16 protein-coding genes are annotated in these 20,327 nt (G+C 58.2%); 12 read left to right on the forward strand and 4 right to left on the reverse strand.

Going from position 1 to position 20,327, the window contains the following annotated elements; all coding sequences use genetic code 11:
- The first annotated feature begins 5 nt into the window (after positions 1-5).
- Positions 6-1,364, forward strand: coding sequence for a 30S ribosomal protein S12 methylthiotransferase RimO (rimO, locus tag HJW02_RS00910; protein WP_102722823.1), 1,359 nt, complete (start codon positions 6-8; stop codon positions 1,362-1,364).
- Between the two features lie 112 nt (positions 1,365-1,476).
- Here rimO and HJW02_RS00915 read toward each other — a convergent pair whose 3' ends face one another.
- A complete protein-coding gene (locus tag HJW02_RS00915; protein WP_102722824.1) occupies positions 1,477-2,094 on the reverse strand; it encodes a hypothetical protein in 618 nt (205 codons plus the stop codon).
- A gap of 32 nt (positions 2,095-2,126) precedes the next feature.
- Here HJW02_RS00915 and HJW02_RS00920 point away from each other — a divergent pair, with 32 nt between their 5' ends.
- On the forward strand, positions 2,127-2,273 hold the full coding sequence (locus tag HJW02_RS00920) for a hypothetical protein (protein WP_156340816.1): 147 nt from the start codon (positions 2,127-2,129) through the stop codon (positions 2,271-2,273).
- A gap of 578 nt (positions 2,274-2,851) precedes the next feature.
- The gene (locus tag HJW02_RS00925; protein WP_180970943.1) at positions 2,852-4,711 is read left to right on the forward strand and encodes a 4-alpha-glucanotransferase; all 1,860 of its coding nucleotides are present in this window, start codon (positions 2,852-2,854) and stop codon (positions 4,709-4,711) included.
- Positions 4,712-4,785: 74 nt separating this feature from the next.
- Here the strand turns inward: HJW02_RS00925 and HJW02_RS00930 are convergent, their stop codons facing one another.
- A complete protein-coding gene (locus HJW02_RS00930; protein WP_146018132.1) occupies positions 4,786-6,183 on the reverse strand; it encodes a hypothetical protein in 1,398 nt (465 codons plus the stop codon).
- A 626-nt stretch (positions 6,184-6,809) separates the two neighbouring features.
- On the opposite strand from HJW02_RS00930, the gene HJW02_RS00935 reads away from it, so the two are divergent.
- On the forward strand, positions 6,810-7,670 hold the full coding sequence (locus HJW02_RS00935; RefSeq protein ID WP_102722827.1) for a 50S ribosomal protein L11 methyltransferase: 861 nt from the start codon (positions 6,810-6,812) through the stop codon (positions 7,668-7,670).
- Positions 7,671-7,893: 223 nt separating this feature from the next.
- Here HJW02_RS00935 and HJW02_RS00940 read toward each other — a convergent pair whose 3' ends face one another.
- Positions 7,894-8,496: a riboflavin synthase gene (locus tag HJW02_RS00940; protein ID WP_102722828.1), complete on the reverse strand. Its 603-nt coding sequence runs from the start codon at positions 8,494-8,496 to the stop codon at positions 7,894-7,896.
- A gap of 24 nt (positions 8,497-8,520) precedes the next feature.
- On the reverse strand, positions 8,521-10,134 hold the full coding sequence (locus tag HJW02_RS00945; RefSeq protein WP_022396674.1) for a putative Na+/H+ antiporter: 1,614 nt from the start codon (positions 10,132-10,134) through the stop codon (positions 8,521-8,523).
- A gap of 226 nt (positions 10,135-10,360) precedes the next feature.
- Here HJW02_RS00945 and HJW02_RS00950 point away from each other — a divergent pair, with 226 nt between their 5' ends.
- The 8 genes from HJW02_RS00950 to HJW02_RS00985 all read left to right on the forward strand — a co-directional run bounded on the left by HJW02_RS00950 (position 10,361) and on the right by HJW02_RS00985 (position 20,308).
- Positions 10,361-11,800, forward strand: a complete 1,440-nt coding sequence (locus HJW02_RS00950; RefSeq protein ID WP_180970944.1) for a polysaccharide deacetylase family protein — start codon at positions 10,361-10,363, stop codon at positions 11,798-11,800.
- A gap of 677 nt (positions 11,801-12,477) precedes the next feature.
- The gene (gene nuoD, locus HJW02_RS00955; RefSeq protein WP_102722830.1) at positions 12,478-13,722 is read left to right on the forward strand and encodes an NADH dehydrogenase (quinone) subunit D; all 1,245 of its coding nucleotides are present in this window, start codon (positions 12,478-12,480) and stop codon (positions 13,720-13,722) included.
- 49 nt (positions 13,723-13,771) lie between these two features.
- Positions 13,772-14,353, forward strand: coding sequence for an NAD(P)H-dependent oxidoreductase subunit E (locus tag HJW02_RS00960; RefSeq protein WP_102722831.1), 582 nt, complete (start codon positions 13,772-13,774; stop codon positions 14,351-14,353).
- 29 nt (positions 14,354-14,382) lie between these two features.
- Positions 14,383-15,783: an NADH-quinone oxidoreductase subunit NuoF gene (gene nuoF, locus HJW02_RS00965; protein WP_102722832.1), complete on the forward strand. Its 1,401-nt coding sequence runs from the start codon at positions 14,383-14,385 to the stop codon at positions 15,781-15,783.
- Between the two features lie 51 nt (positions 15,784-15,834).
- The gene (locus HJW02_RS00970; RefSeq protein ID WP_240454302.1) at positions 15,835-17,571 is read left to right on the forward strand and encodes a molybdopterin-dependent oxidoreductase; all 1,737 of its coding nucleotides are present in this window, start codon (positions 15,835-15,837) and stop codon (positions 17,569-17,571) included.
- Between the two features lie 35 nt (positions 17,572-17,606).
- On the forward strand, positions 17,607-18,875 hold the full coding sequence (locus HJW02_RS00975) for a complex I subunit 1 family protein (RefSeq protein ID WP_102714210.1): 1,269 nt from the start codon (positions 17,607-17,609) through the stop codon (positions 18,873-18,875).
- A gap of 32 nt (positions 18,876-18,907) precedes the next feature.
- A complete protein-coding gene (locus HJW02_RS00980) occupies positions 18,908-19,471 on the forward strand; it encodes an NADH-quinone oxidoreductase subunit I (RefSeq protein ID WP_102722833.1) in 564 nt (187 codons plus the stop codon).
- Between the two features lie 36 nt (positions 19,472-19,507).
- Positions 19,508-20,308 (forward strand): NADH-quinone oxidoreductase subunit J, encoded by an 801-nt coding sequence (locus HJW02_RS00985; RefSeq protein ID WP_022396666.1) that lies wholly within the window; start codon positions 19,508-19,510, stop codon positions 20,306-20,308.
- The last annotated feature ends 19 nt before the right edge of the window (positions 20,309-20,327 follow it).

Here is a 20,327-nt window from a genome sequence, read left to right on the forward strand (position 1 = left end):
CTGCCATGCCTCTCACCGTTGGACTCATTTCCCTGGGCTGCCCCAAGAACCTGATCGACTCTGAAATCATGATCGGCCACATGCAGAAGGCCGGCATGACCATGACTCCGGAACCTGAGCTGGCGGACGTGATGGTGGTCAACACCTGCGCTTTCATTGACCAGGCCAAGCAGGAAGCCATCGACGCCATTCTGGACGTCGTGCGCGCCAGGGAAAGCGGAGCCTATCCGGAAAACCAGAAGCTCATCGTGGCAGGCTGCCTGTCCCAGCGCTTCCAGAAGGAACTGCCCGCCCTGCTGCCGGAGGTGGACGCCTTCATCGGCCCGGACCAGATCACCAGGCTCCCGGAAATCATCACGGAGGTGATGGACCGGACCGTGCAGGACCGGAACTTCATCCAAGGCAAGTGCAAGTATGTTCCGGACTGGGACACGCCGCGCTACCGCCTTACTCCCCCGCATACGGCCTACATCAAGATAGCGGAAGGCTGCAACCACGGCTGCGCCTACTGCATCATCCCGATGATCCGGGGACGCCACCGCAGCCGCTCCCAGCAGGACGTGGTGCGTGAAGCGGAAGCCCTCATCCGGTCCGGAGTGAAGGAAATCTGCCTCATTGCGCAGGACATCACCTATTACGGCATGGACAAATGGACGGATGCGCGCCCGAACCGCCGCAGCGCGGTGGACTCCTCCCGCGGAGAGTCCCTGGCCTCCCTGATCCGCGCCCTGAACGCCATTGAAGGGGAATTCTGGATCAGGCTTCTTTACACCCACCCCGCCCACTGGGGCGATGAACTGACCGCCGCCATCGCGGAAAGCCCCAAGGTGGCCCGCTACGTGGACATCCCCCTCCAGCACATTTCCGACAACATGCTCAGCGCCATGCAGCGCGTGACGGACGGGGACTACATCCGCAACCTCCTGCGGGACATCCGGAAGGCCGTTCCGGGAATCGCCATCCGCACCACCTTCATCACCGGATTCCCCGGAGAGACGGAGGACGACCATCAGGAATTGATGGAGTTCATTGAGGAGTTCCGCTTTGAACGGGCCGGCATCTTCACCTTCTCACGTGAGGAAGGCACGAAGGCCTACAAGATGCCGAACCAGGTGCACCACCGCACCAAGGCGCGCCGCTACAATGAAGCCACCATGCTCCTGACCCGCCTTGCCTCGGAAACGGGCCAGGAACAGATCGGCAGGCAAATCCGCGTGCTGGTGGACGCTCCCGGCGTTGCCAGAACGGAATGGGACGCCCCGGACATCGACGGCACCGTTTCCGTCCCCCTGACGCTGCCTGTCGGCGAATTCGCCACCGTCACCGTAACGGATGCCGTGGCGTATGAACTGACGGCGGAATAAGATTCCGCGGGCGGCTGGATGGGAGCATCAGGGACAAGAGCGACAGGCACGGCGCAAGCCGGGATATATCTGATCCCTTATCACTCATCTCCGGCATCTGAGCCAAAGGCGCTTATTGTTTCACGCTTGATTCCGGGAGAGGCGCGCTGGCCGGAGGGGCTTCCTGCGGTGCGGCTCCCGAAGGTGACGGAGAAGCGGAATCCGGAACGGGGACCAGGGAAGTATCCATCCGGAACAAATCCAGTTCGCGGGAAGCCGCAGCGGCTTCCGGACTGACGGCGCCCATGTTCGCGGGCAACGGAAGCAGGGCTCCGTCCGGACCGACCATGTCGGGAGCGGTGACGGGATAAAAGCCCATCATTTCCTGCGGATTGACGATTTCCGACAGGCTCACGTAACCCTGGCTGCCGTCCTCAAACTCAACCTTGGCGAACAAATCACCGCAAACCAGCACCTTCCCGGTTTTCACGCCGCCCCTGACGGTTCCGCTCGTGGAAAAATTATTCTCCGGATTCTGCTCGAACACCATCATTTTTTCCTTCTTGAACGTAACGGATTCCCCCGGCTTGTAAAATGCCTGGTCCGCCTTGTTCTTGGCCGCCATTTTCTTGGAAGTGATGCCTACGGGATCCAGCGCTGAACTCTGGCGGTCCCAGGCATTCAAATGCTTGTTCGGACCGCAGGAAGCCAGCAGCACCAGCAGAGCGGAAGGGAGAAGTGCCAATTTCATTTGCCGGGCATCTTAACTGCCACAGATTGCGGATGGAAGCAGAATTTGCGCCTGTTGATGCAGGATGCCGTTTCAACAAGAAAAATCCCGGCTTTCCCGCCAATAAGCGTTCCTTCGTGCTGGACAGTCAAGAAAACTTCCGTACAGGCTTGCAGCATATCAACCTCACTTCCAAATGATCAAGGGATTTTTCCCGGCGCTTTTCCTGGTTGTTTCGTCATGCTGCATGATGAAGGCAAAAGAAACCCAGGGCAGCACTCTGATGCGCCCCCCCTGATGACTCGGACGGAGCCCCCTCCCTTGTCCTGCCGCGGGTCCGGCGCCTGCTTCGATTACTTCTCCACGCCGCTCTGCAAATACAAAATCCGCAGGGCGGAAGAAATCATGCCCGACTCCTGCCGGGCCCCTTCACTTCATGGAAGGAAGACGGAAAAAAGCGGAGACCGGGATTTTCCATCAACAAACAGGGAACCCCGGCCATCATGCTGTTCCCCGCAGCGGAACCTATTCCATCTCTGAAACACGCTCCCGGCAGGCAGCCGGGGCCGGGAAAAGTAAGCGGTTCCCCAGGCGGGGAAAAACAGGCCGTCCTTACGGATTCCCTTCCCCGCTCTCTTCCCGGGGAAACCTCAAATCATGGCGCAAAGGCAACGTATTAGGCTTGCCGCATTCCTCCCGGCAATGCTATTCTGCCACCTGCGGTTCCCACGTTTGGCACAGTTCCATCCGGGGGAACCGTTCAAGCATTTGTTCTGTTATGGATGAGAAGAGATTAGCCGGCGTAGTTCTGCCATTGTTCTCCCTGCGCCGCAACAACGACCACGGCATCGGGGATCTGACGGCTCTGCGCCAGTGGATTGACTGGGCGGCGGATGCCCACGTGGGATTTCTCCAATTGCTGCCCGTCAACGCCCTGGGCCGGGACGAAAACCCTTCCCCCTATTCCGCCATCAGCTCCGTGGCTCTGGAACCCCTGTACCTTTCCCTGGAACCCTGGACCATCCCCGGCCTGGAAGAACGCGTATTCAATGAAACCGGGGACACGCTGCCGTGGGAACAGCCCTCCGGCCCGAACCTGGTAGACTACCCCAAGGCCAGGTTCTGGAAAATGTGGATTCTGCGGGGCGCATGGAACAACTTCAAAACCAAGCCGGAATATGAGGGCATCATGCCCAAGTTCAGGGAATGGGTGAAGGAACAGGGAAGCTGGCTGGAAGACTTTGTCTGCTTCCAGGTTCTCTGCGACCTGTTCGGCACGGAAATCTGGTGGCACTGGCCGGAGCAGGACCCGGCCCGGGCCAAAACCATCGCCGCCGATTACGAGGAAGAAAAGGACTTTGCCCGCTGGCTCCAGTGGCTCTGTGAAAAGCAATGGGAATTCATCCGGATTTATGCGGACGAACGCAACGTGAAACTGATGGGGGACATCCCCATCGGCGTTTCCCTGTGCAGTGCGGACGTCTTTTTTGAACGCTACCTGTTTGATACGGACTGGTGCGGAGGCGCCCCTGCGGAAGGCAACTACGCGGAGGACCCCTTCACGGGCAAATGGGGGCAAAACTGGGGCATTCCCCTGTACAAATGGGAAGTCATGGCCCAGGACAACTTCGCCTGGTGGCGGCGCCGGGTAAAATACTGCACCAAGATTTTCAGCATGTACAGGATTGACCATATCCTGGGCTTTTACCGCATTTACTCCTTCCCGTGGAAGCCTACGGAAAACGAGGTCTTCCTGCCGCTCACGCTGGAGCAGGCGGCCCAGAGAACGGGCGGCAGGCTGCCCGGCTTCAAGCCCCGCGGGGATGACAACGCCGTGGACCGCAACCTGAACCTGACGGACGGAGACCTGTACCTTCGCCTCCTGATCTCTGCCGCCCCCGGCGTCAGCGTGGTGGGGGAAGACCTGGGCTGCGTGCCGGAATACGTGCGCCCGAACATGCGCCAATTGGACATTCCCGGCTTCAAGATTCCCCATTGGGAAATCAAACCGGACGGCAACATCATCCCCGGAAAGGAATATCACGAATGCTCCTTCGCGGCATTCGGCACGCATGATTTTGAAACCATCATGCAGACCTGGAACGACAGCTACGCCAAAATCGAGCGTGCCCGCAAGCTGGGTCTGTGGGAGGGAATCTCTCCCAAAACGCCGTCCAACCCGGAACAGGAAAACATCGTGCGCCAGGCGGAGGACGGAGCGCGCCTGCTGAAATGGTTTGCGGACTTCGCCGGGATGCAGCCGGACACATGGCTCTCCTACTGGAACCTGGAAATCAAGACGGCCATGTACAATGCCCTGTTCCGTTCCAACTCCCGTTACGCGGCCATTCTCTGGCCTGCCCTCTTTGACGTCAACAAGCGCCTGAACATCCCCGGCACCACGGGAGGCACCAACTGGAGGGAGCGCATGCCCTTTAAAGCCGTGGAAGCTTATGACATGCCCCAGACCGCGTGGCTGCGCACCGTCATCAGCGGTTCCGACCGCACGCCGCTGCAGGGAGAAGACGCCATCAGGGCGCTCAAGGAATCCAGCAGGCGCCTCTTCCCGAAGGTCACCGTCAACAACGAACGCTTCCTGAAACGGATGCTGATGTGGCCCAACGGGAAAACATTATAACGGCAACAAAGGAATGGCGAATTGAGCCGGGGCATGCCAACGCCTTTCTCCCGGGCACGGTGATATTGCCATCATCAGGACTTGTCCAATTTATAGAATAAGCCTAGCAAGCCATTCTTTTTACCTGTGAAATTCGGGTACCAGTAATGTTCGGGATGATACATGGTATTTCCCCAGCCGTCTTGATACTTCATATGAGGAAAACACGTTTTCCCGCGAAGCAGCAATTTGACGGCTGAATCGGGAAGAAAGCCATACAGGCTGTCTTGAATACTTAAAAACAGGGGAGTGCATGAAGCGTAAATTCCCAGTGGGCAAGAGACAAGCGCTCCCCCAAAAATCAGACAGGCCATATACCATATTTTTTTGCGGGGACGGCGTACAACGCTCCTGAGAACGAACATCAATATAACGAATGTTCCAATGATGCTGCTTTTGCATGCAAAATCGTTGATATCATTTCCGATATAGAAACAAGGAAGCGCCAGAGACACCGCCAGTACGGTGTAAAACATAATATCCTTTTTGTATTCCTCCATACAGAACAGGCAGTAAAAAACAAAAGAAGTCATAATATAAATCCAAAAAACAACGTCGGAATAGGGAAACAAAAAATAACTTTTCCGGGAAACGGAAATATTACAGGACATAAATAAAACAATTAAAATGCCCGTCGCCCCGCTTATGATATTGCCATAGGAAAACAACTGTTTCCATTCTCCGGATTTGCCAATCTTCTCCTGAACCAGAAAGGCTAAAAATATAAACAACATAAAAAATGCGCACAAAGGGGAATACAAAGCGGTAGCCGCAAGCAGGAACACCGACTGTTCCACTTTCACTCTTCCCGCTACAATCAGGCAAAGAATCAGCATGACTGGCACTGCCTGATGCGCCGTTAAGGTAATTTGCTGAGCAATAGAAATAAACGGAAGCCCGTATTCCAGGCCTGGAAGGAACACTTTAAATAACAGCCGGACGGAAGTAAGGGAACCGAATAAGATTAATGAACTCAACACCATGAAGGAAAAAGAGCCGCAATATTCACACATCCACAACCATACCAGATACAATCCCAAGGAAAACCAAAGCACCAAAATTATCTTGGCTGCTGCCAAGCCGAATATTTTCCCGCACAGTGCCGCTGGCAAATAACTGGCAAAGTAATAGCAAAAATAGGTATCTTCCGAATATTTGACGGGCCAGGATTCCAACGAAAGGGCGCCCAGCATGGAATTCCGGACGATGAAATCAGGATGCTGCCACACCACTCCCCCCCAGCCGGATAATATAAGCCATAACAACAGAATGATTCCCGTTATAAGTCTTTTGACAGAACAATTTTCTTTTATAAATAAGCGCCAGCAGAAACAGCGCCTGCTTCTTCGATATTCTAAAAACTCTAAATAGCAATAGCTTCCCAACAGGGGCAGAGCAATATACCAATGCATCCATCCTGCAATGAATATCATGACGGGAATCATGAGATAGAGTATGGAAAGCCTGTAAAGAGGAGAATATTTTATGGACAAAGGTAAATCCATTTTTAAAAAGCTCAAATTGATTGGAAAATCATAATTTACGGATTGTTAATCCGTTATAAAATATAAGAAATATGCAGCCCATGACTCTCTTCCGGAACCGGCCAAACCGGAGCCATTGCATGAAAAAACGCAATGTTTCTGATAGCCGGCTGAAGCTCCGCAGATCTCCGTAAAATTTAAGTAAAAAACTGATAATTAGGTAATTTACTCTTCTAAAATCCGGCATGTCCGAGGGACGCGGTGAATGCCGATTGCCACAGAGGCCTGCGGCGCTCCAGGTACCGGACAAGCCATTCCAGAAGGGAGAACAGCTTTTAATGATCCGGGAAGGTTTGGCACAAGTTCCTTGTCCTTAAAATCGAAGCTTGACCTCGGATTAACAATCCGCACAAAGGAAATTAACAGCTCATGAAAAATGAATTTCAACCATTTCCTATGGAACTTCATCTGCCTTTTTACTGATATTCCGGGCAGACGTTCCGGCCGATGAATCTTCTCGCCAAACAGGCATATCCATCCTTGCCTACCGCCGGAAAAGCAACCATACTCCCCGCATGATCTGGAGCTGGAACAAACTGTCCCCCGCCAAATGGGAAGACGCCTGGAGCGAACGCATTGCCGGAAATCCCAATGCCTCCATCACCATCATCAAGGGGGGCAAGACCATCAGAATCACCGTCTACTGCGACCATGAGGAAGACGCCCTGACCTTGAAGGAATATTTTGGGGGGACCGTCCGGGAAATCAAAACCCGGGACTGGGTGGCGGCGCAGAGCCGGGAAGAACGCGCTCCGCTTAAAATAAGGGATGCCCTGGTCATTACGGAGCAGAGTTCTCCGGAGAAGCTGACCGCCCTGCGGAAGCAATTCCCCGCGCGCCATATCCTGAGCGTTCCTGCGGAAATGGCCTTCGGGACCGGAGACCATGCCACTACGTCCACCTGCCTGCGCTTCATCTGTGACGCTGCCAAATCCCGCAGGGGAACCGGCTGGAGCATGACGGACATCGGCTGCGGAACCGCCGTGCTGGCCATTGCGGCGCTGAAGCTGGGAGCGGAACACGCCACGGCCTTCGACTTTGACCCCATGGCCATTGAAGTGGCACGGCACAACATGGAACGCAATGACGTCACCGGAGAAGAGCTTGATTTATTCGTCGGGGACGTTTTCGAATGGACGCCCTCGGAACTTCAGAAGGGGGACCTTGTCGTCGCCAACCTGTTTTCCACCATTCTGCAAAAAGCCTTTCCGCACATTATCGCGGCCATGAAAAAGGATGCCGTCCTGGTCATCTCCGGCATTCTGGCCTCCCAGTGGGAAGAAACGAAGGCGGCGGCGGAGCGTCACGGCTTGTCCTTTGAACGGGCCGTCAAGCGCGGCAAATGGGTCACGGCCAAGGGAGGGATGGTCAAGTAAGACAAGCCGTTCCGCATTTCCTGATTCGGCTCTCCACACATCGTTCCTCCTCTGCCGGAACCACGCCTCCCACTCCCGGCAACGCGTCTTCCCCCAGTCTGGGGAGGCCCTGGCTCCCAGGTGAACGCATTTTTACGGGAAAGGGGAAGACGTACGGGTTACCGGCAGGAAAAACACGCCAATTCCTGCGGATTCCACATTTCACTTCCCCTCACGGAAAAAACTAGCCCTCCGCATGTTCACGGGCGGCGAACAGCTTTTCCACATACTTGGCCAGCATGTCCACTTCCAGATTCACCGGCTGGCCGGGAACGGCGCGTTGCAGGTTCGTGCGTCCGAAGGTATGGGGCGTGATCCAGAATTCAAGCAGGGAGCCGTTCAAATTCGCAATCGTCAGGGAAATGCCGTCAATGGTGATGGAGCCCTTGTCAATGCAGTAGCGGGCCAGTTCATCCGGAATGCGCACTTCCAGGCGGTGGTCCTGCCCCACGGGCTCCAGGGCCGTAATAGTTCCGGTATTGTCCACATGCCCCATCACGAAGTGGCCGCCGAAGCGGTCCATGGCGGACATGGCGCGTTCCAGGTTCACCAGCCCCCCCGGCTGGAGGTTTCCCAGGCTGGTGACGCGGAGGGTCTGGGAAAGCAGGTCAAAGGAGACGCGCTCACCGTCCAGGGCGTCCACCGTCAGGCAACAGCCGTTGACGGCGACGGAATCCCCCAGGGAAAGTTCATGGCCGAATGGAATAATCAGCGTCAGTCTGGCTCCGCCGTTGATGGGCGTAAACCCTTCCACGGTTCCTGTTGTTTCAACGAGTCCGGTAAACATAAGAGTAAGCTCCGGTTCCGGCCCTTAATGGCCGAAGCAGGTGAAGAAGATGAACACGATGGCGGTGGGAAAAGCCGCCCAGGCAAACAGCCACAGGGGATTGATGCCCTTGAAGTACTTGCCCAGAATGGCCTGCCCCGCCGGGTTGGGGGCGTTGGCGATTACCGTCAGGCCGCCGCCCGTCACGGCGCCGGCCACCACGGAATACTTGACGGCTTCCGGCAGGTTGGGAACCGTGGACGCCAGGAAGGTGACGGCGGCATTGTCGTTGAACGCCGTCAGCAGCGTGGCCCCGATCATGGCGTAGTCCCCCAGCCGCGTCAGCACCGGTTCCAGCCACCAGGCCTGGACGCCGCCCAGAATGACCAGGCCCGCCAGGAAGAAGCCCACCATCATGGGAACGCGCAGGGACATCTGGTTCTGGTACTGCGGGGTAGCCACCGTAAAGCCGATGAAGAAGAGGAAGCTGCCGATGAACATGACCGGCTCATGGGCGAAGAGAACCGTCCAGGTCAGAAAGCAGACGTGCGCCAGCGTCACCCACGCCGGTATCTTGTCATTGCGGTCTTCCCAGGACTGGGGAACGGCGTCGTCAAACTCGTTGAACTCGCGTTGCTGGGCGGCCAGGCGGGCGAATTCCTTGCGGAAGAGGAAAAAGTAGGCCAGGTTGGAAATGATGATGGCTGAAACGGCCTTCCAGCCGAAGTGCTGGATCATGTGCGCAAGACCCCAGTCCCACTTTTCCGCCACCATCACCACGGGGGGGGCGGCAAAATGCGTCAGGGTGCCCCCGATGGAAATATTCACAAAAAGCAGCCCCAGCGTTGCATACATCAGGGTCTTCTTCGGCTTGAGGTCGTAAAACTTCTTGCTCAGGATCAGGGCGCCGATCGTCATGGCGGCAGGTTCCGTAATCAGGGAGCCGAGCAGGGGGGCAAGGGTCATCACGGAAATCCACCAGGCCCCGGGCGAAGATTTTCCAAGTTTGGCGCCGTAGTTGACTACGGATTCCGCCAGCTTGAAGATGGGGCGGGAAGAGGCGATGATCATGATAATCATCACGAACATGGGCTCCGTGAAGGAGCAGTCGTAATTCAAGTAGGCCGAGAAGTCCTCAAAGGAATAATACTTCCAGCACACGAACATGAAGGGAATGATCCAGATGCCGAACACGGCTTCCACTTCCCCCAGGAAATGGAAGATGGCGGAGGCGAAGGAAACCGGAAGCCGTTCTTCCGGATGCATCACGCGGAAATTGGTTTCCTTGAGCTTTTCCTTGTAGCGCAGGGCCAGCTTGTGGGAATAGCGTTCAAACCGCCCGGCCAGGAACGTATGGATAATAGCCCCCAGGAACACGAGCGTCACGGCCAGGTTGAACCCGCCGGACTGCTTGTTGCGCTCCGTGAGCACCTGGGACAGGCTGGCATCCGGCGGCGCGGGCTTGTACTGGTTCAGGGGAATGGGAAAATGGCTGTACTGTGATTCCCCCCCCACTTCCGTAGCGGGATAGGCAGGTTCCGCCGCGCGAGCCGAAGCTTCACCGGCAGGAGCCCCCAGGAAAAAGGCGGCGGCAGCCACGGTAGTGAGCAGACCCGCACGGCGCGCCAGAACTTTGAAGAAATGACAAATACAGCTCATGTCTGCGGACAGACTAAACACCTCCCCTTTCTTCCGCGAGCGGAAAATGAGTCTGTATGCTTTTTAACGGGAACGCGTTCAGGAGGGAAAAGCCCGCACGGACCTGAAAAGGAGCGCGCACGGCAGGGAAAAGGCTGTCATGCCTGCCTGAGTTTAAGGTTGAACAGGAAACTTAAAAATAGTAGTTGCAGGTATGCGCTCCGCCCCAGGCCTCCTTTCCATTTTCTTGATTGCAGCCGGTGTCGCGTGCGCGGAGCTTCCGCCCGACCTGCCGCCCGCCACTCCCCTTCCCCTCGCGCCCGGACCGGTCATCGGCGGCACCATCAAGGGGGACCCTGCCGCCGGCGTTGTCCCCGTCAGGGAACTGATTGAAGCCAACCGCAGGAATGAAAACATTCCCATGGCGGAACCCATTCCCGGAGAAACGGTTTCCTCCATCCCCCAGGCGGAGCCCATCCCGAATGCGGAGCCTATTCCCGGGGAAACGAACCTGCATGCACCGGTGCAGCCCGCAGGCCCGGTCCCGGTCATTCCTCCCACGGCTTTCTCGCCCGTTCCGGTTCCCCAGCATGAAACCCGCGTAGCCATCCTGGGCTATCATGATTTCAGCCGTACCCTTCCCGCCACGGAAATGCGCATGAATACGGACGTGTTCCGCGCCCAGATGCAGGCCCTGAAGGCCAGCGGCGTGCCCGTCATTTCCATGAAGGAATTCCTGGAATGGAAACTGGGAAGCAGGCAGCTCCCCGCCAAATGCGTGATGATCACCATTGACGACGGCTGGAAGAGCGTTTACACGGATGCCTACCCCATCCTGAAGGAAACGGGATTCCCGTTCACCGTTTTCCCCTATACCAAATTCATCACGGGCCGCGGCTCCGCCATGAGCCATGACCAAATCCAGGAAATGCTGGATAACGGCGCCACGCTGGGCAGCCACTCCGTCAGCCACCTGTACCCCAGATCATGGCGCGCCGCCCAGCGGAAGGGAACCCAGGCGGTTCTGGACCTGGCTACGGCGGAAATAAGCAATTCCCGGAAAATCCTTCAGGAAAAATTCCCCGGTTCCGCCGTGGAAGCCTACTGCTACCCGGGCGGATTCGTCCTGCCGGACATGATCACCAAGGCGGAGGAAGTCGGATTCCAGGCGGCCTTCACGGTGATTCCCAAGAAAGTAACCAAGGACACGGACCGCTGGCGGGTTCACCGCTACATGGTTTTTGGCAAGGATCCCAAGACATTCACCAGAGCCCTGAATTTCAACGTGCCCACGGCTCCGGAAACGCCGTCGGCCACTCCCGGCAACAATAGCAGCAGCGGGAACAGCCTGAATTCCTATCCGGCCCCGGCCCAGCCTGTCTACCCGGCGGCCAATACCGTGGTGAAAAACCAGAACCCGGACATCTCCATTTCCCTGGCCCGTGAACCAGCCTTCGATCCCAAACAGGTGGAAATGCGCGTTTCCGGCTTCGGCCTGGTGAATGCCCAGTATGACCCCAAGGAAAAAATCCTGAAATGGACGCCTTCCCGCCCTCTGCGCCTCAGCCCCGTAACCGTCCAGGTGCGCTGGAAAAACCTTGCCGCCAACCTGTGGCAGACAGCCACCTGGCAATTCGGCATCGCGGAGCAGGAAATGCACTTCATTCCCCAGAATGTAGTCAAATAATTCCGGCTGCTGTCGCAGCCATCGTCCCTCCGGAGCGCGGGTAAACGGGCAACCGGAAACTTCATACCCGTGTTTTCCGCCATAAACTCCTTCCTGGGAACAAGGGGCTCCGGCCCCTTGTAAAAACTCCGAACGGAAAAAGAGATGGCACTCTCCCTCCGCAATGTGGCGGAAAAAGCTCCTAAAAACCCGCAAGTCTCAAAACCCCTGAGAAACCAGGGCTCTTTCCAGCAAATTGAATGGAGCGCTGCAAGCTCTTGCGGCAGCTGAGAGCATATGCGGCCAGAAGCCGCATCTTTTGCAAAACGTGAGAAAATGGAGAAAATCATTAACACCCTCTCCGTTCTCCTGCGGAAAAGTTTTATGCCGGAAAATCCGCCGCCCTCTCTTCCCGGACATAGAGTCCTCCGGACAGAAAAATATATCCCCGGTTCATGTTTTTCCTGCCGTTGCAGACGGCATGGGATTCCAAATGCATTCCTCCTCCCATTCCTCCTCTCCCACATGGGGGCTCAATGTTAGAATAGCCTAACATTCATAAGTTGAGGAGACTTCCGCATCAACACGGAAAGCTCCCCCGGAATGCCAAAAAAACTGACATTTGGCTTGCCCGCATGGTGTGAAGTGGCATAATCATTCGGCACCATTATCAGGTTCAGCCAGGCACGGACATCCACATGAAGACGAGCACTAAAACTTTCGCCATTGCAGATACAGCCGCTAACGCAGACTATCTCACCAATACTTCCGAACCGCTCGGAGAAACGATGACCCTGAACGTGGGCCCCTCCCACCCCGCCACCCACGGCGTGCTGCGGCTGGTGCTGGAACTCGATGGTGAAGAGATCATTAGCTGCGATCCGGTGGTGGGCCACTTGCACCGCGGCATGGAAAAGATCGGGGAGACCATCCAGTACAACCAGTTCGTCCCCTACACCGACCGCTTTGACTACCTGGCCCCCCTTTCCAACAACATCGCCTATGCCTGCGCGGTGGAAAAACTGCTGGGCTGGGAACTGCCCCCCCGCGGCCAGGCCCTGCGCGTGCTGGCCCTGGAGCTTTCCCGTTTTTCCTCCCATATCCTGGGCGTCGGCGTGTACGGCATGGACGTAGGCGCCATGACCGTGTTCCTTTACTGCTACGAGGAACGTGAAAAAATCCATAATTTCTACGAACAGCTCACCGGAGCGCGCTTCACCTCCTCCTACACCCGCATCGGCGGACAGACGCGCGACGTCCCCAATGAAATGCTGAAGGAAGTGCTCGTCTTCTGTGACGAAGCGGGCAAGACCCTGGATGAAACGGAAGCCCTGCTGCTCAAGAACAAAATCTTCATCGACCGCCTTCAGGGCGTGGGCGTCATCAGCCGTGAAAAGGCTCTCTCCTGGGCCATTACCGGAGCCAACCTGCGCGCCAGCGGCGTCAAGCGCGACCTGCGCAAAACCAACCCCTACCTGGGCTACGAGAATTACGAATTCGACGTTCCCGTGGGTGAACACGGCGACTGCTACGACCGCTTTACCGTGCGCATTGAGGAAATGCGCCAGTCCCTGCGCATCATCCGCCAGGTCATTGAAACCATGCCGGACGGCCCCATCAACATGGTGGACACCAAGGGCACGCTGCCTGAAAAGAAAAAGGTCATGACGGACATGGAATCCCTGATCCGCCAGTTCATGGCCACCACCATGGGCGTGAACGCCCCCGCCGGGCAGGTTTACTTTGCCGCGGAAAACCCGAAGGGCGAGCTGGGCTTCTTCCTGGACTCCAAGGGGGGCGGACTTCCCAACCGCCTGCGCATGCGCTCCCCCTCCTTCTGCAATCTTTCCATCCTGCCGGAACTGCTGAAAGGCCACCTGGTTTCCGACGTTCCGGCCATTCTCGGCTCCTTCGACTTCGTGATGGGCGAATGCGACCGCTAAACACACGCTTCCCTTTTCCTTTCCAACTCAAACACCAAATTTCCTCCCCATGTCCGATTACGCTGAAAACGCCATCGACGCGACTATCGCCCACCAGCCCAGCCCGGGCGAACGGTTTTACCCGGCCTTTGAAGTAACGCCGGAGCTTGACGCCGCCGCCAGCGAATACGTCACGCATTATCCGGAAGGCAAGCAGAAATCCGCCGTGCTTCCCATCCTGCATGAAATCCAGAAAAAATTCGGCTTCATCAGCGCAGACGCCATCGCCTGGGTGGGTGAAAAACTGAACATCTCCGCCGCCCACGTGCTGGGCGTGGTCACCTTCTATCCCGGCCTGCGCCAGATGTGCCCCGGCAAGACCCACATCCGCGTGTGCCGCACCCTCTCCTGCGCCATGGCGGGAGCGGACAGCCTCTTTGACGCCATCTGCGCGCGCCTGGGCATTGACAAGAGCGGCATTGACCACCACCACCCCATCGGCGTCAGCCCGGACGGCCTGTGGAGCGTGGAGGGAGTGGAATGCCTGGCCAACTGCGGATTCGGCCCCAACATGATGGTCAACGACCTTCTGTATGAAAAAGTCACTCCGGAACTGCTGGAGGAAGTGATCGCCAAGCACCAGAACGCCTAACCCTTTCCACCCCGCACCAGATTTTCGCCATGAGCATCACCTATCTTCCCGGTAAAGAACCCCACCCCAGGGAAACGCGCCGCATCCTGAAAAACGTCAACCGCGAAGGATGGAACACTTCCATTGACTGCTATCTGGCCGACGGCGGCTATGAGGAACTGAAAAAGGCGCTCGGCATGGAGCCGAAGGCCGTCATTGACGAGGTGAAAAAATCCGGACTGCGCGGCCGCGGCGGCGCGGGTTTCCCCACCGGCGTGAAGTGGACCTTCATTCCGCCGAACAACACGAAGCCCGTTTATCTGGTCTGCAACTGCGACGAATCCGAACCCGGCACCTTCAAGGACCGCTACATCGTCCACCAGGACCCCCACCAGCTCATTGAAGGGATGGTCATCTCCAGCTACGCGGTAGGCGCGCACCTGGCTTACATCTACATGCGGGAGGAATTCCCCATGGCCGCGGAAATCATGCTCAAGGCCCTTCAGGAAGCGCGCGAACGCGGCTTCCTGGGCAGCAACATCCAGGGTTCCGGCTATGATCTGGAAATCCACGTGCACCGTGGCGCGGGCGCCTACATCTGCGGTGAGGAAACGGCCCTGCTCAACTCCCTGGAAGGCCAGCGCCCCTACCCGCGCATCAAGCCTCCCTTCTTCCCGGCCGCCATCGGCCTGTACGGTTGCCCCACCATCGTGAACAACGTGGAATCCCTCTGCCAGGTGAAGCACGTCATCTCCATGGGCGGAGAAGCCTACAGCCAGGAAGGTGCCCGGCGCTCCCCCGGTACCCGCATCATCGGCGTTTCCGGCGACGTGAAACGCCCGGGGTTCTATGAAATCGTTTCCGGCGCCATGACCTTCGGCGAACTGCTGTATGACGTCTGCGGAGGCCCGCGGGACGGCCGCGAGTTCAAGGCCGTTATTCCCGGCGGCTCCTCCTCCAAGGTCATGCGCACGGATGTGGAATACAAGGTGCAGAACCCGGACGGCACCATGGGCAAAATCTCCTTCTTCGACATTCCGCTGGACCTGGACAGCATCTCCCAGCACGGCTCCATGTCCGGCTCCGGCGCGGTCATCGTCATGGACGACTCCCGCTCCATGCCCTGGGCCATGAACAACATCAACCGCTTTTACGCGCATGAATCCTGCGGCCAGTGCACCCCCTGCCGGGAAGGCTGCCCGTGGATGATGAAGCTCAGCACCCGCATTCTGGAAGGCAAGGCCGCTCCGTCCGACGTGGACCTGCTGATTGAAGTGGCAAACCAGATTGAAGGGAAAACGGTCTGCGCCTTCGGTGAAGCCGCCTCATGGCCCACCCAGGCCATGGTCTCCAAGTTCAAGGAGGAATTCGTGGCCCTGACGGATCCCTTCAACGCCTGCCTGCCCCATACCAGGGAAGGCCGGGAACAAACCCGTTTCCTCACCCGCTAACAGCAGAACGCAACACCACTTTTCAATACCATTTCCCTCCCATCCGTCATCATGAGTGAAGAAGCTTCCAAACTCCCCAAAGACATTGCCGCCGCGGAAGGCAAGGTGAACGTCCAGATCAACGGAACGTGGCACCGGTTCCCGCGCGGCACGCGGATTGCAGACGCCTGCCGTTCCGTAGGCGTTCCCATCCCGTGCTTCTGCTACCACCCCAAGCTGGCCGTCGTCGGCTCCTGCCGCATGTGCATGGTGGAACAGGGGATGCCGCCCCGGCTGGCTCCGGGCCAGACTCCCTCCTATGATGAAAACGGCTACCAGCGCATCCAGTGGATGCCGCGCCCCATCATCTCCTGCGCGAACACGGTGGCGGAAAACATGGGCATCCGTACGGACAGCCCCCTCGCCAGCGAGGCGCGCCGCGGCGTGATGGAATTCCTGCTTACCAGCCACCCGCTGGACTGTCCCATCTGCGACCAGGCCGGGGAATGCAAGCTCCAGGAATACTCCAACGACTACGGCCAGGTGGAAGGCCGCTATGAGGAAAAGAAGACCAAGAAGGGCAAGAACCTGAGCATCGGCCCGCGCGTGAACCTGGACCAGGAGCGCTGCGTGCTCTGCGGCCGCTGCGTGCGCTTCATGCGCGACATCATGCATGACGAAGTTCTCACGATGGCCCAGCGCGGCACCTTCAACGCCATCACGGTCTATCCGGGCCGCGAGCTGGACAGCAACTACTCCCTGAACACCGTGGACCTCTGCCCGGTAGGCGCCCTCACCTCCAAGGACTTCCGCTTCAAGATGCGCGTCTGGTTCCTGAAGGAAACCAAGACCATTGACGTGGACTGCGGCACGGGCACCAACATCATCCTCTGGACGCGTGAAGACAAGGTGTACCGCATCACCCCGCGCCCGAACGACGCCGTGAACTCCTGCTGGATGCCGGACTCCCACCGCCTGAATTACAAATACATCAACGCGGAAACGCGCATTCCCCAGCCCGTCATACGCACGGACGCGGGAGCTCCGCACCGCCCGTCCACCTGGGAACCCGCCCTGGCTTCCGTCACGGAAGCCGTCAAGCGCGTCGCCCCGCACCAGCTCGCCATCATCGCCTCCGGGCGCATGACCAACGAAGAACTTTACATGGTCCGCCATCTGGCCGCGCAAATCGGCACGGACCTGGTGGACATCGTCCCCCGCATGGGAGAAAGCGACGGCATGCTGATCGCTGCGGACCGCAATCCGAACACGAACGGGGCCAAGCTGGTGCTGGGCATTGAACCCGGCTCCAGGCTGGCCGCCATCCGCGACGGCGTGCGCAACGGCTCCATCAAGGGCATCCTCACGCTGGGGGAAGACCTCACCGCCCCGGAAGCCGGCTTCACCGCAGAAGACCTGAAAAAGCTGGACTACCTGTTCATGACCGCCCACAGCGTGAATGAAACGGCGCGCCATGCGGACCTGGTTCTGCCGGGCGTCACCTTTGCTGAAAAATTCGGCACCATGATCAACGTCACCGGACGCATCCAGCGCCTGAACCGCGCCATCCAGCCCGTGGGCTACGCCCGGGATGACTGGCAGATTCTCCGGGACATCACCCTTCTGCTGGGCGGCAACCCCGCGCTGAAAGACTTCAACTCCGCCCTGGACGTCCTCACCGTCATGAGCACGGAATACAGCGCCCTCAACGGCGTCACCTGGGGCTCCATCGGAGACGGGGGCCAGCCCATTCTGGAAACCGGCGTCACCATCCCCGTGGTGGAACGCGAAAAAAGCCAGGGCCGCTAATCACACTTCACACGCACACAACCTGTTAATCCGCCATGATTGATTCGATTCTAACCTTTTGCGACGAGGTGCTCAGCAACCCTGTGTGGTTCTACATCATCACCCTGCTGATCAAAATCGTCATCTGCTTCGCCATCACCATCCTGTTCATTCCGGTCTGCGTGTACATTGAACGCCGGGTGGCCGCCTGGATTCAGGACCGCGTGGGGCCCAACCGCGCCGGCATCCCGCTGAGCATCTTCCGCCGCTTCGGGGCTAAGTCAGACCTGCCGTTCAAAAAGACGCTGGACTACTTCGGCCTTCCCCATGACGGCAAAATCGCCAACCTGTGCCGCTTCTTCCGCCTGGACCGCGACATTCCGATCTTCGGCCTCGTGCAACCCATGGTGGACGGCGGCAAGCTGTTCCTCAAGCAGGACTTCACGCCTCCCTTCGTGCGCCGCGTGTACTTCTGGATCGCCCCCATCCTGGTGCTGGCCCCCCCGCTGATGACGGCGGCCGTGGTCCCCTTTGCCGGAGACCTCCACACCTCCTACGGCAACGTAAACATGGCGGTGGCCAACCTCAGCGTCGGGCCCCTGTGGATGTTCGCCATCTCCTCCCTCTCCGTATACGGCCTGGTGCTGGCCGGCTGGTCCTCCAACTCCAAATTCCCCTTTCTGGGCGGCGTGCGCTCCTCCGCCCAGATGATCTCCTATGAAATCAGCATGGGCCTGTCCATCATCCCCGTTCTGATGATTTACAGCACGCTGGACCTCTCCAACATCGTGGAATACCAGGCCGCCAACGGCTGGCTCATGCTCCCCGTGTGGGGCGAGGGCCTGAGCTGGCAGCGCTGGATCCTGCTGGTTCCCATCGCCATCAGCTTCATCATCTTCCTGACCTCCATCTTCGCGGAAGCCAACCGCACGCCCTTTGACATGTCCGAATGTGAAACGGACCTCGTGGGCGGCTACCACACGGAATACTCCTCCATGAAATTCGCGCAATTCTTCATGGGTGAATACGCCGCCATGGTGGTGGGCTCCTCCCTGGTCATCACGCTGTTCCTGGGCGGCTGGTCCATCGGCTTCGGCCTGGACGGCTGGCTCAACGAACACGTGGCCAACTGGGTGGCGGTCATCTGCCAGCTCATCGCGTACGTGCTCAAGCTCCTCTTCTTCGTCTTCTTCTTCGTCTGGGTGCGCTGGACGCTCCCCCGCTTCCGTTACGACCAGGTGATGAAGCTCGGCTGGATGGTCTTCTTTGAACTGGCCGTCATCAACATCTTCATCACGGCCGCCATCCTGTACTTCGTCAAGTAATCAACCTTCTTTATCCCGACAACATCACTATTATGGCCTTCAAAACGATCAAGCGCCCGAAGATTTCCCTCGGAGAGCGGTTCTACTTGCAATCCATCCTTGGCGGTCTCTGGATCACCATCAAGCACCTCGTTCTGGCTCTGCTGGGCAAATCCCGCAACAAGAAAGAGCTGGCCGGCTCCGGCATAGGCGTCACGATGCAGTACCCGGAATTCCGGTGGGACAAGCACCTGCCGGAATACTACCGCGGGGCTCCCGTCCTGGTGAAGGGGGAAGACGGCCGCGAACGCTGCGTCTCCTGCCAGCTCTGCGAATTCATCTGCCCTGCCCGCGCCATCACCATCACCCCCGGCGCCGTCAAGGAAGGCCCCTGGGGCAAGGTGGAAAAAGCGCCCAGGGAATTCCAGATCGACATGCTCCGCTGCATCTACTGCGGCATGTGCGAGGAAGCCTGCCCGGAACAGGCCATCTTCATGAGCCAGGACTACCTGTTCACCCCCACGGACAAGGCCCAGGCCATCCACAACAAGGCCAAGCTCTACGAAATGGGCGGCACCCGCAAGGGACTGGTCAACAAGTGGAACCAATACAAATAAATCACCCCGAAACATTCACTCCAATTTCCGTACGTTATGAACATTTTTGCCAGTGACATACTCTTTTACGTCTTCGGGGCCCTGGCCGTGATCCTGTCCCTGATGGTCGTCTTCATGCGCAACCCCGTTTCCTCCGCCATGATGATGGCCCTCTCCTTCGGAGCCACGGCCGCCATTATGATCGGGCTGGGCGCCCACTTCCTGGGCATTCTCCAGATTCTGGTATACGCCGGAGCCATCATGGTGCTCTTCGCGTTCATCATCATGCTGCTGAACGTGAAGCGGGAAACCTCCCCCTTCCGGCGGCCCGTCTCCGTCGCCATCGGCGTCATCATTGCCGGCCTCTTCCTGGGCCAGCTCATCGGCATCATCTACTCCCTGCCCGGCGCGAAGGAAACGCACCGCTGCCCGATGGCCACCGCGGAACAGGCGTGGAACGATCTGAAGATCGGCCAGGACAGCGCCAATTCCGGGAAAACGGAAACCAACAACCTTTCCGGGGAATGCGCGCAGAAACCCTGCGTTGCTTCCGGCGGATGCACACGAGGATCGGACTATGCCATCACCAAGGCATCTCTTGACCAATTGCTCCATTCCACCTGCGGCATAGCACCGTCCATCACCCTCCCCCCCCTCTCCCCCCAATGTTCCGCACACCTCTATCCGGAAGGCACCACCATCCGCGCGGAAATAGACAACGGGGAATTCCCGGATACCGCCCTGCTGGGCCGCACCCTGTTTGACAAATACAACCGGAGCCTGGTCATCGCCGGGCTGGCCCTGCTGGTGGCCTCCATCGGCGTCGTCGTGCTGAGCCGCCGCCCCTCCGGCAAATAACCCGAACCCCTTACCACAG

This window comes from Akkermansia sp. GGCC_0220 (assembly GCF_017566105.1).
Taxonomy (GTDB): domain Bacteria; phylum Verrucomicrobiota; class Verrucomicrobiia; order Verrucomicrobiales; family Akkermansiaceae; genus Akkermansia; species Akkermansia massiliensis.

Excerpts from the sequence above, each read along its gene's own strand:
- HJW02_RS00920 (WP_156340816.1), top strand. The coding sequence starts at position 2,127 with ATGGAAGCAGAATTTGCGCCTGTTGATGCAGGATGCCGTTTCAACAAG.
- HJW02_RS00940 (WP_102722828.1), bottom strand. The coding sequence starts at position 8,496 with ATGTTTACCGGACTCGTTGAAACAACAGGAACCGTGGAAGGGTTTACG.
- nuoD (WP_102722830.1), top strand. The coding sequence starts at position 12,478 with ATGAAGACGAGCACTAAAACTTTCGCCATTGCAGATACAGCCGCTAAC.
- HJW02_RS00935 (WP_102722827.1), top strand. The coding sequence starts at position 6,810 with ATGATCTGGAGCTGGAACAAACTGTCCCCCGCCAAATGGGAAGACGCC.
- rimO (WP_102722823.1), top strand. The coding sequence starts at position 6 with ATGCCTCTCACCGTTGGACTCATTTCCCTGGGCTGCCCCAAGAACCTG.
- HJW02_RS00980 (WP_102722833.1), top strand. The coding sequence starts at position 18,908 with ATGGCCTTCAAAACGATCAAGCGCCCGAAGATTTCCCTCGGAGAGCGG.
- HJW02_RS00960 (WP_102722831.1), top strand. The coding sequence starts at position 13,772 with ATGTCCGATTACGCTGAAAACGCCATCGACGCGACTATCGCCCACCAG.
- nuoF (WP_102722832.1), top strand. The coding sequence starts at position 14,383 with ATGAGCATCACCTATCTTCCCGGTAAAGAACCCCACCCCAGGGAAACG.
- HJW02_RS00975 (WP_102714210.1), top strand. The coding sequence starts at position 17,607 with ATGATTGATTCGATTCTAACCTTTTGCGACGAGGTGCTCAGCAACCCT.
- HJW02_RS00925 (WP_180970943.1), top strand. The coding sequence starts at position 2,852 with ATGGATGAGAAGAGATTAGCCGGCGTAGTTCTGCCATTGTTCTCCCTG.
- HJW02_RS00915 (WP_102722824.1), bottom strand. The coding sequence starts at position 2,094 with ATGAAATTGGCACTTCTCCCTTCCGCTCTGCTGGTGCTGCTGGCTTCC.
- HJW02_RS00985 (WP_022396666.1), top strand. The coding sequence starts at position 19,508 with ATGAACATTTTTGCCAGTGACATACTCTTTTACGTCTTCGGGGCCCTG.
- HJW02_RS00970 (WP_240454302.1), top strand. The coding sequence starts at position 15,835 with ATGAGTGAAGAAGCTTCCAAACTCCCCAAAGACATTGCCGCCGCGGAA.
- HJW02_RS00930 (WP_146018132.1), bottom strand. The coding sequence starts at position 6,183 with ATGATATTCATTGCAGGATGGATGCATTGGTATATTGCTCTGCCCCTG.
- HJW02_RS00945 (WP_022396674.1), bottom strand. The coding sequence starts at position 10,134 with ATGAGCTGTATTTGTCATTTCTTCAAAGTTCTGGCGCGCCGTGCGGGT.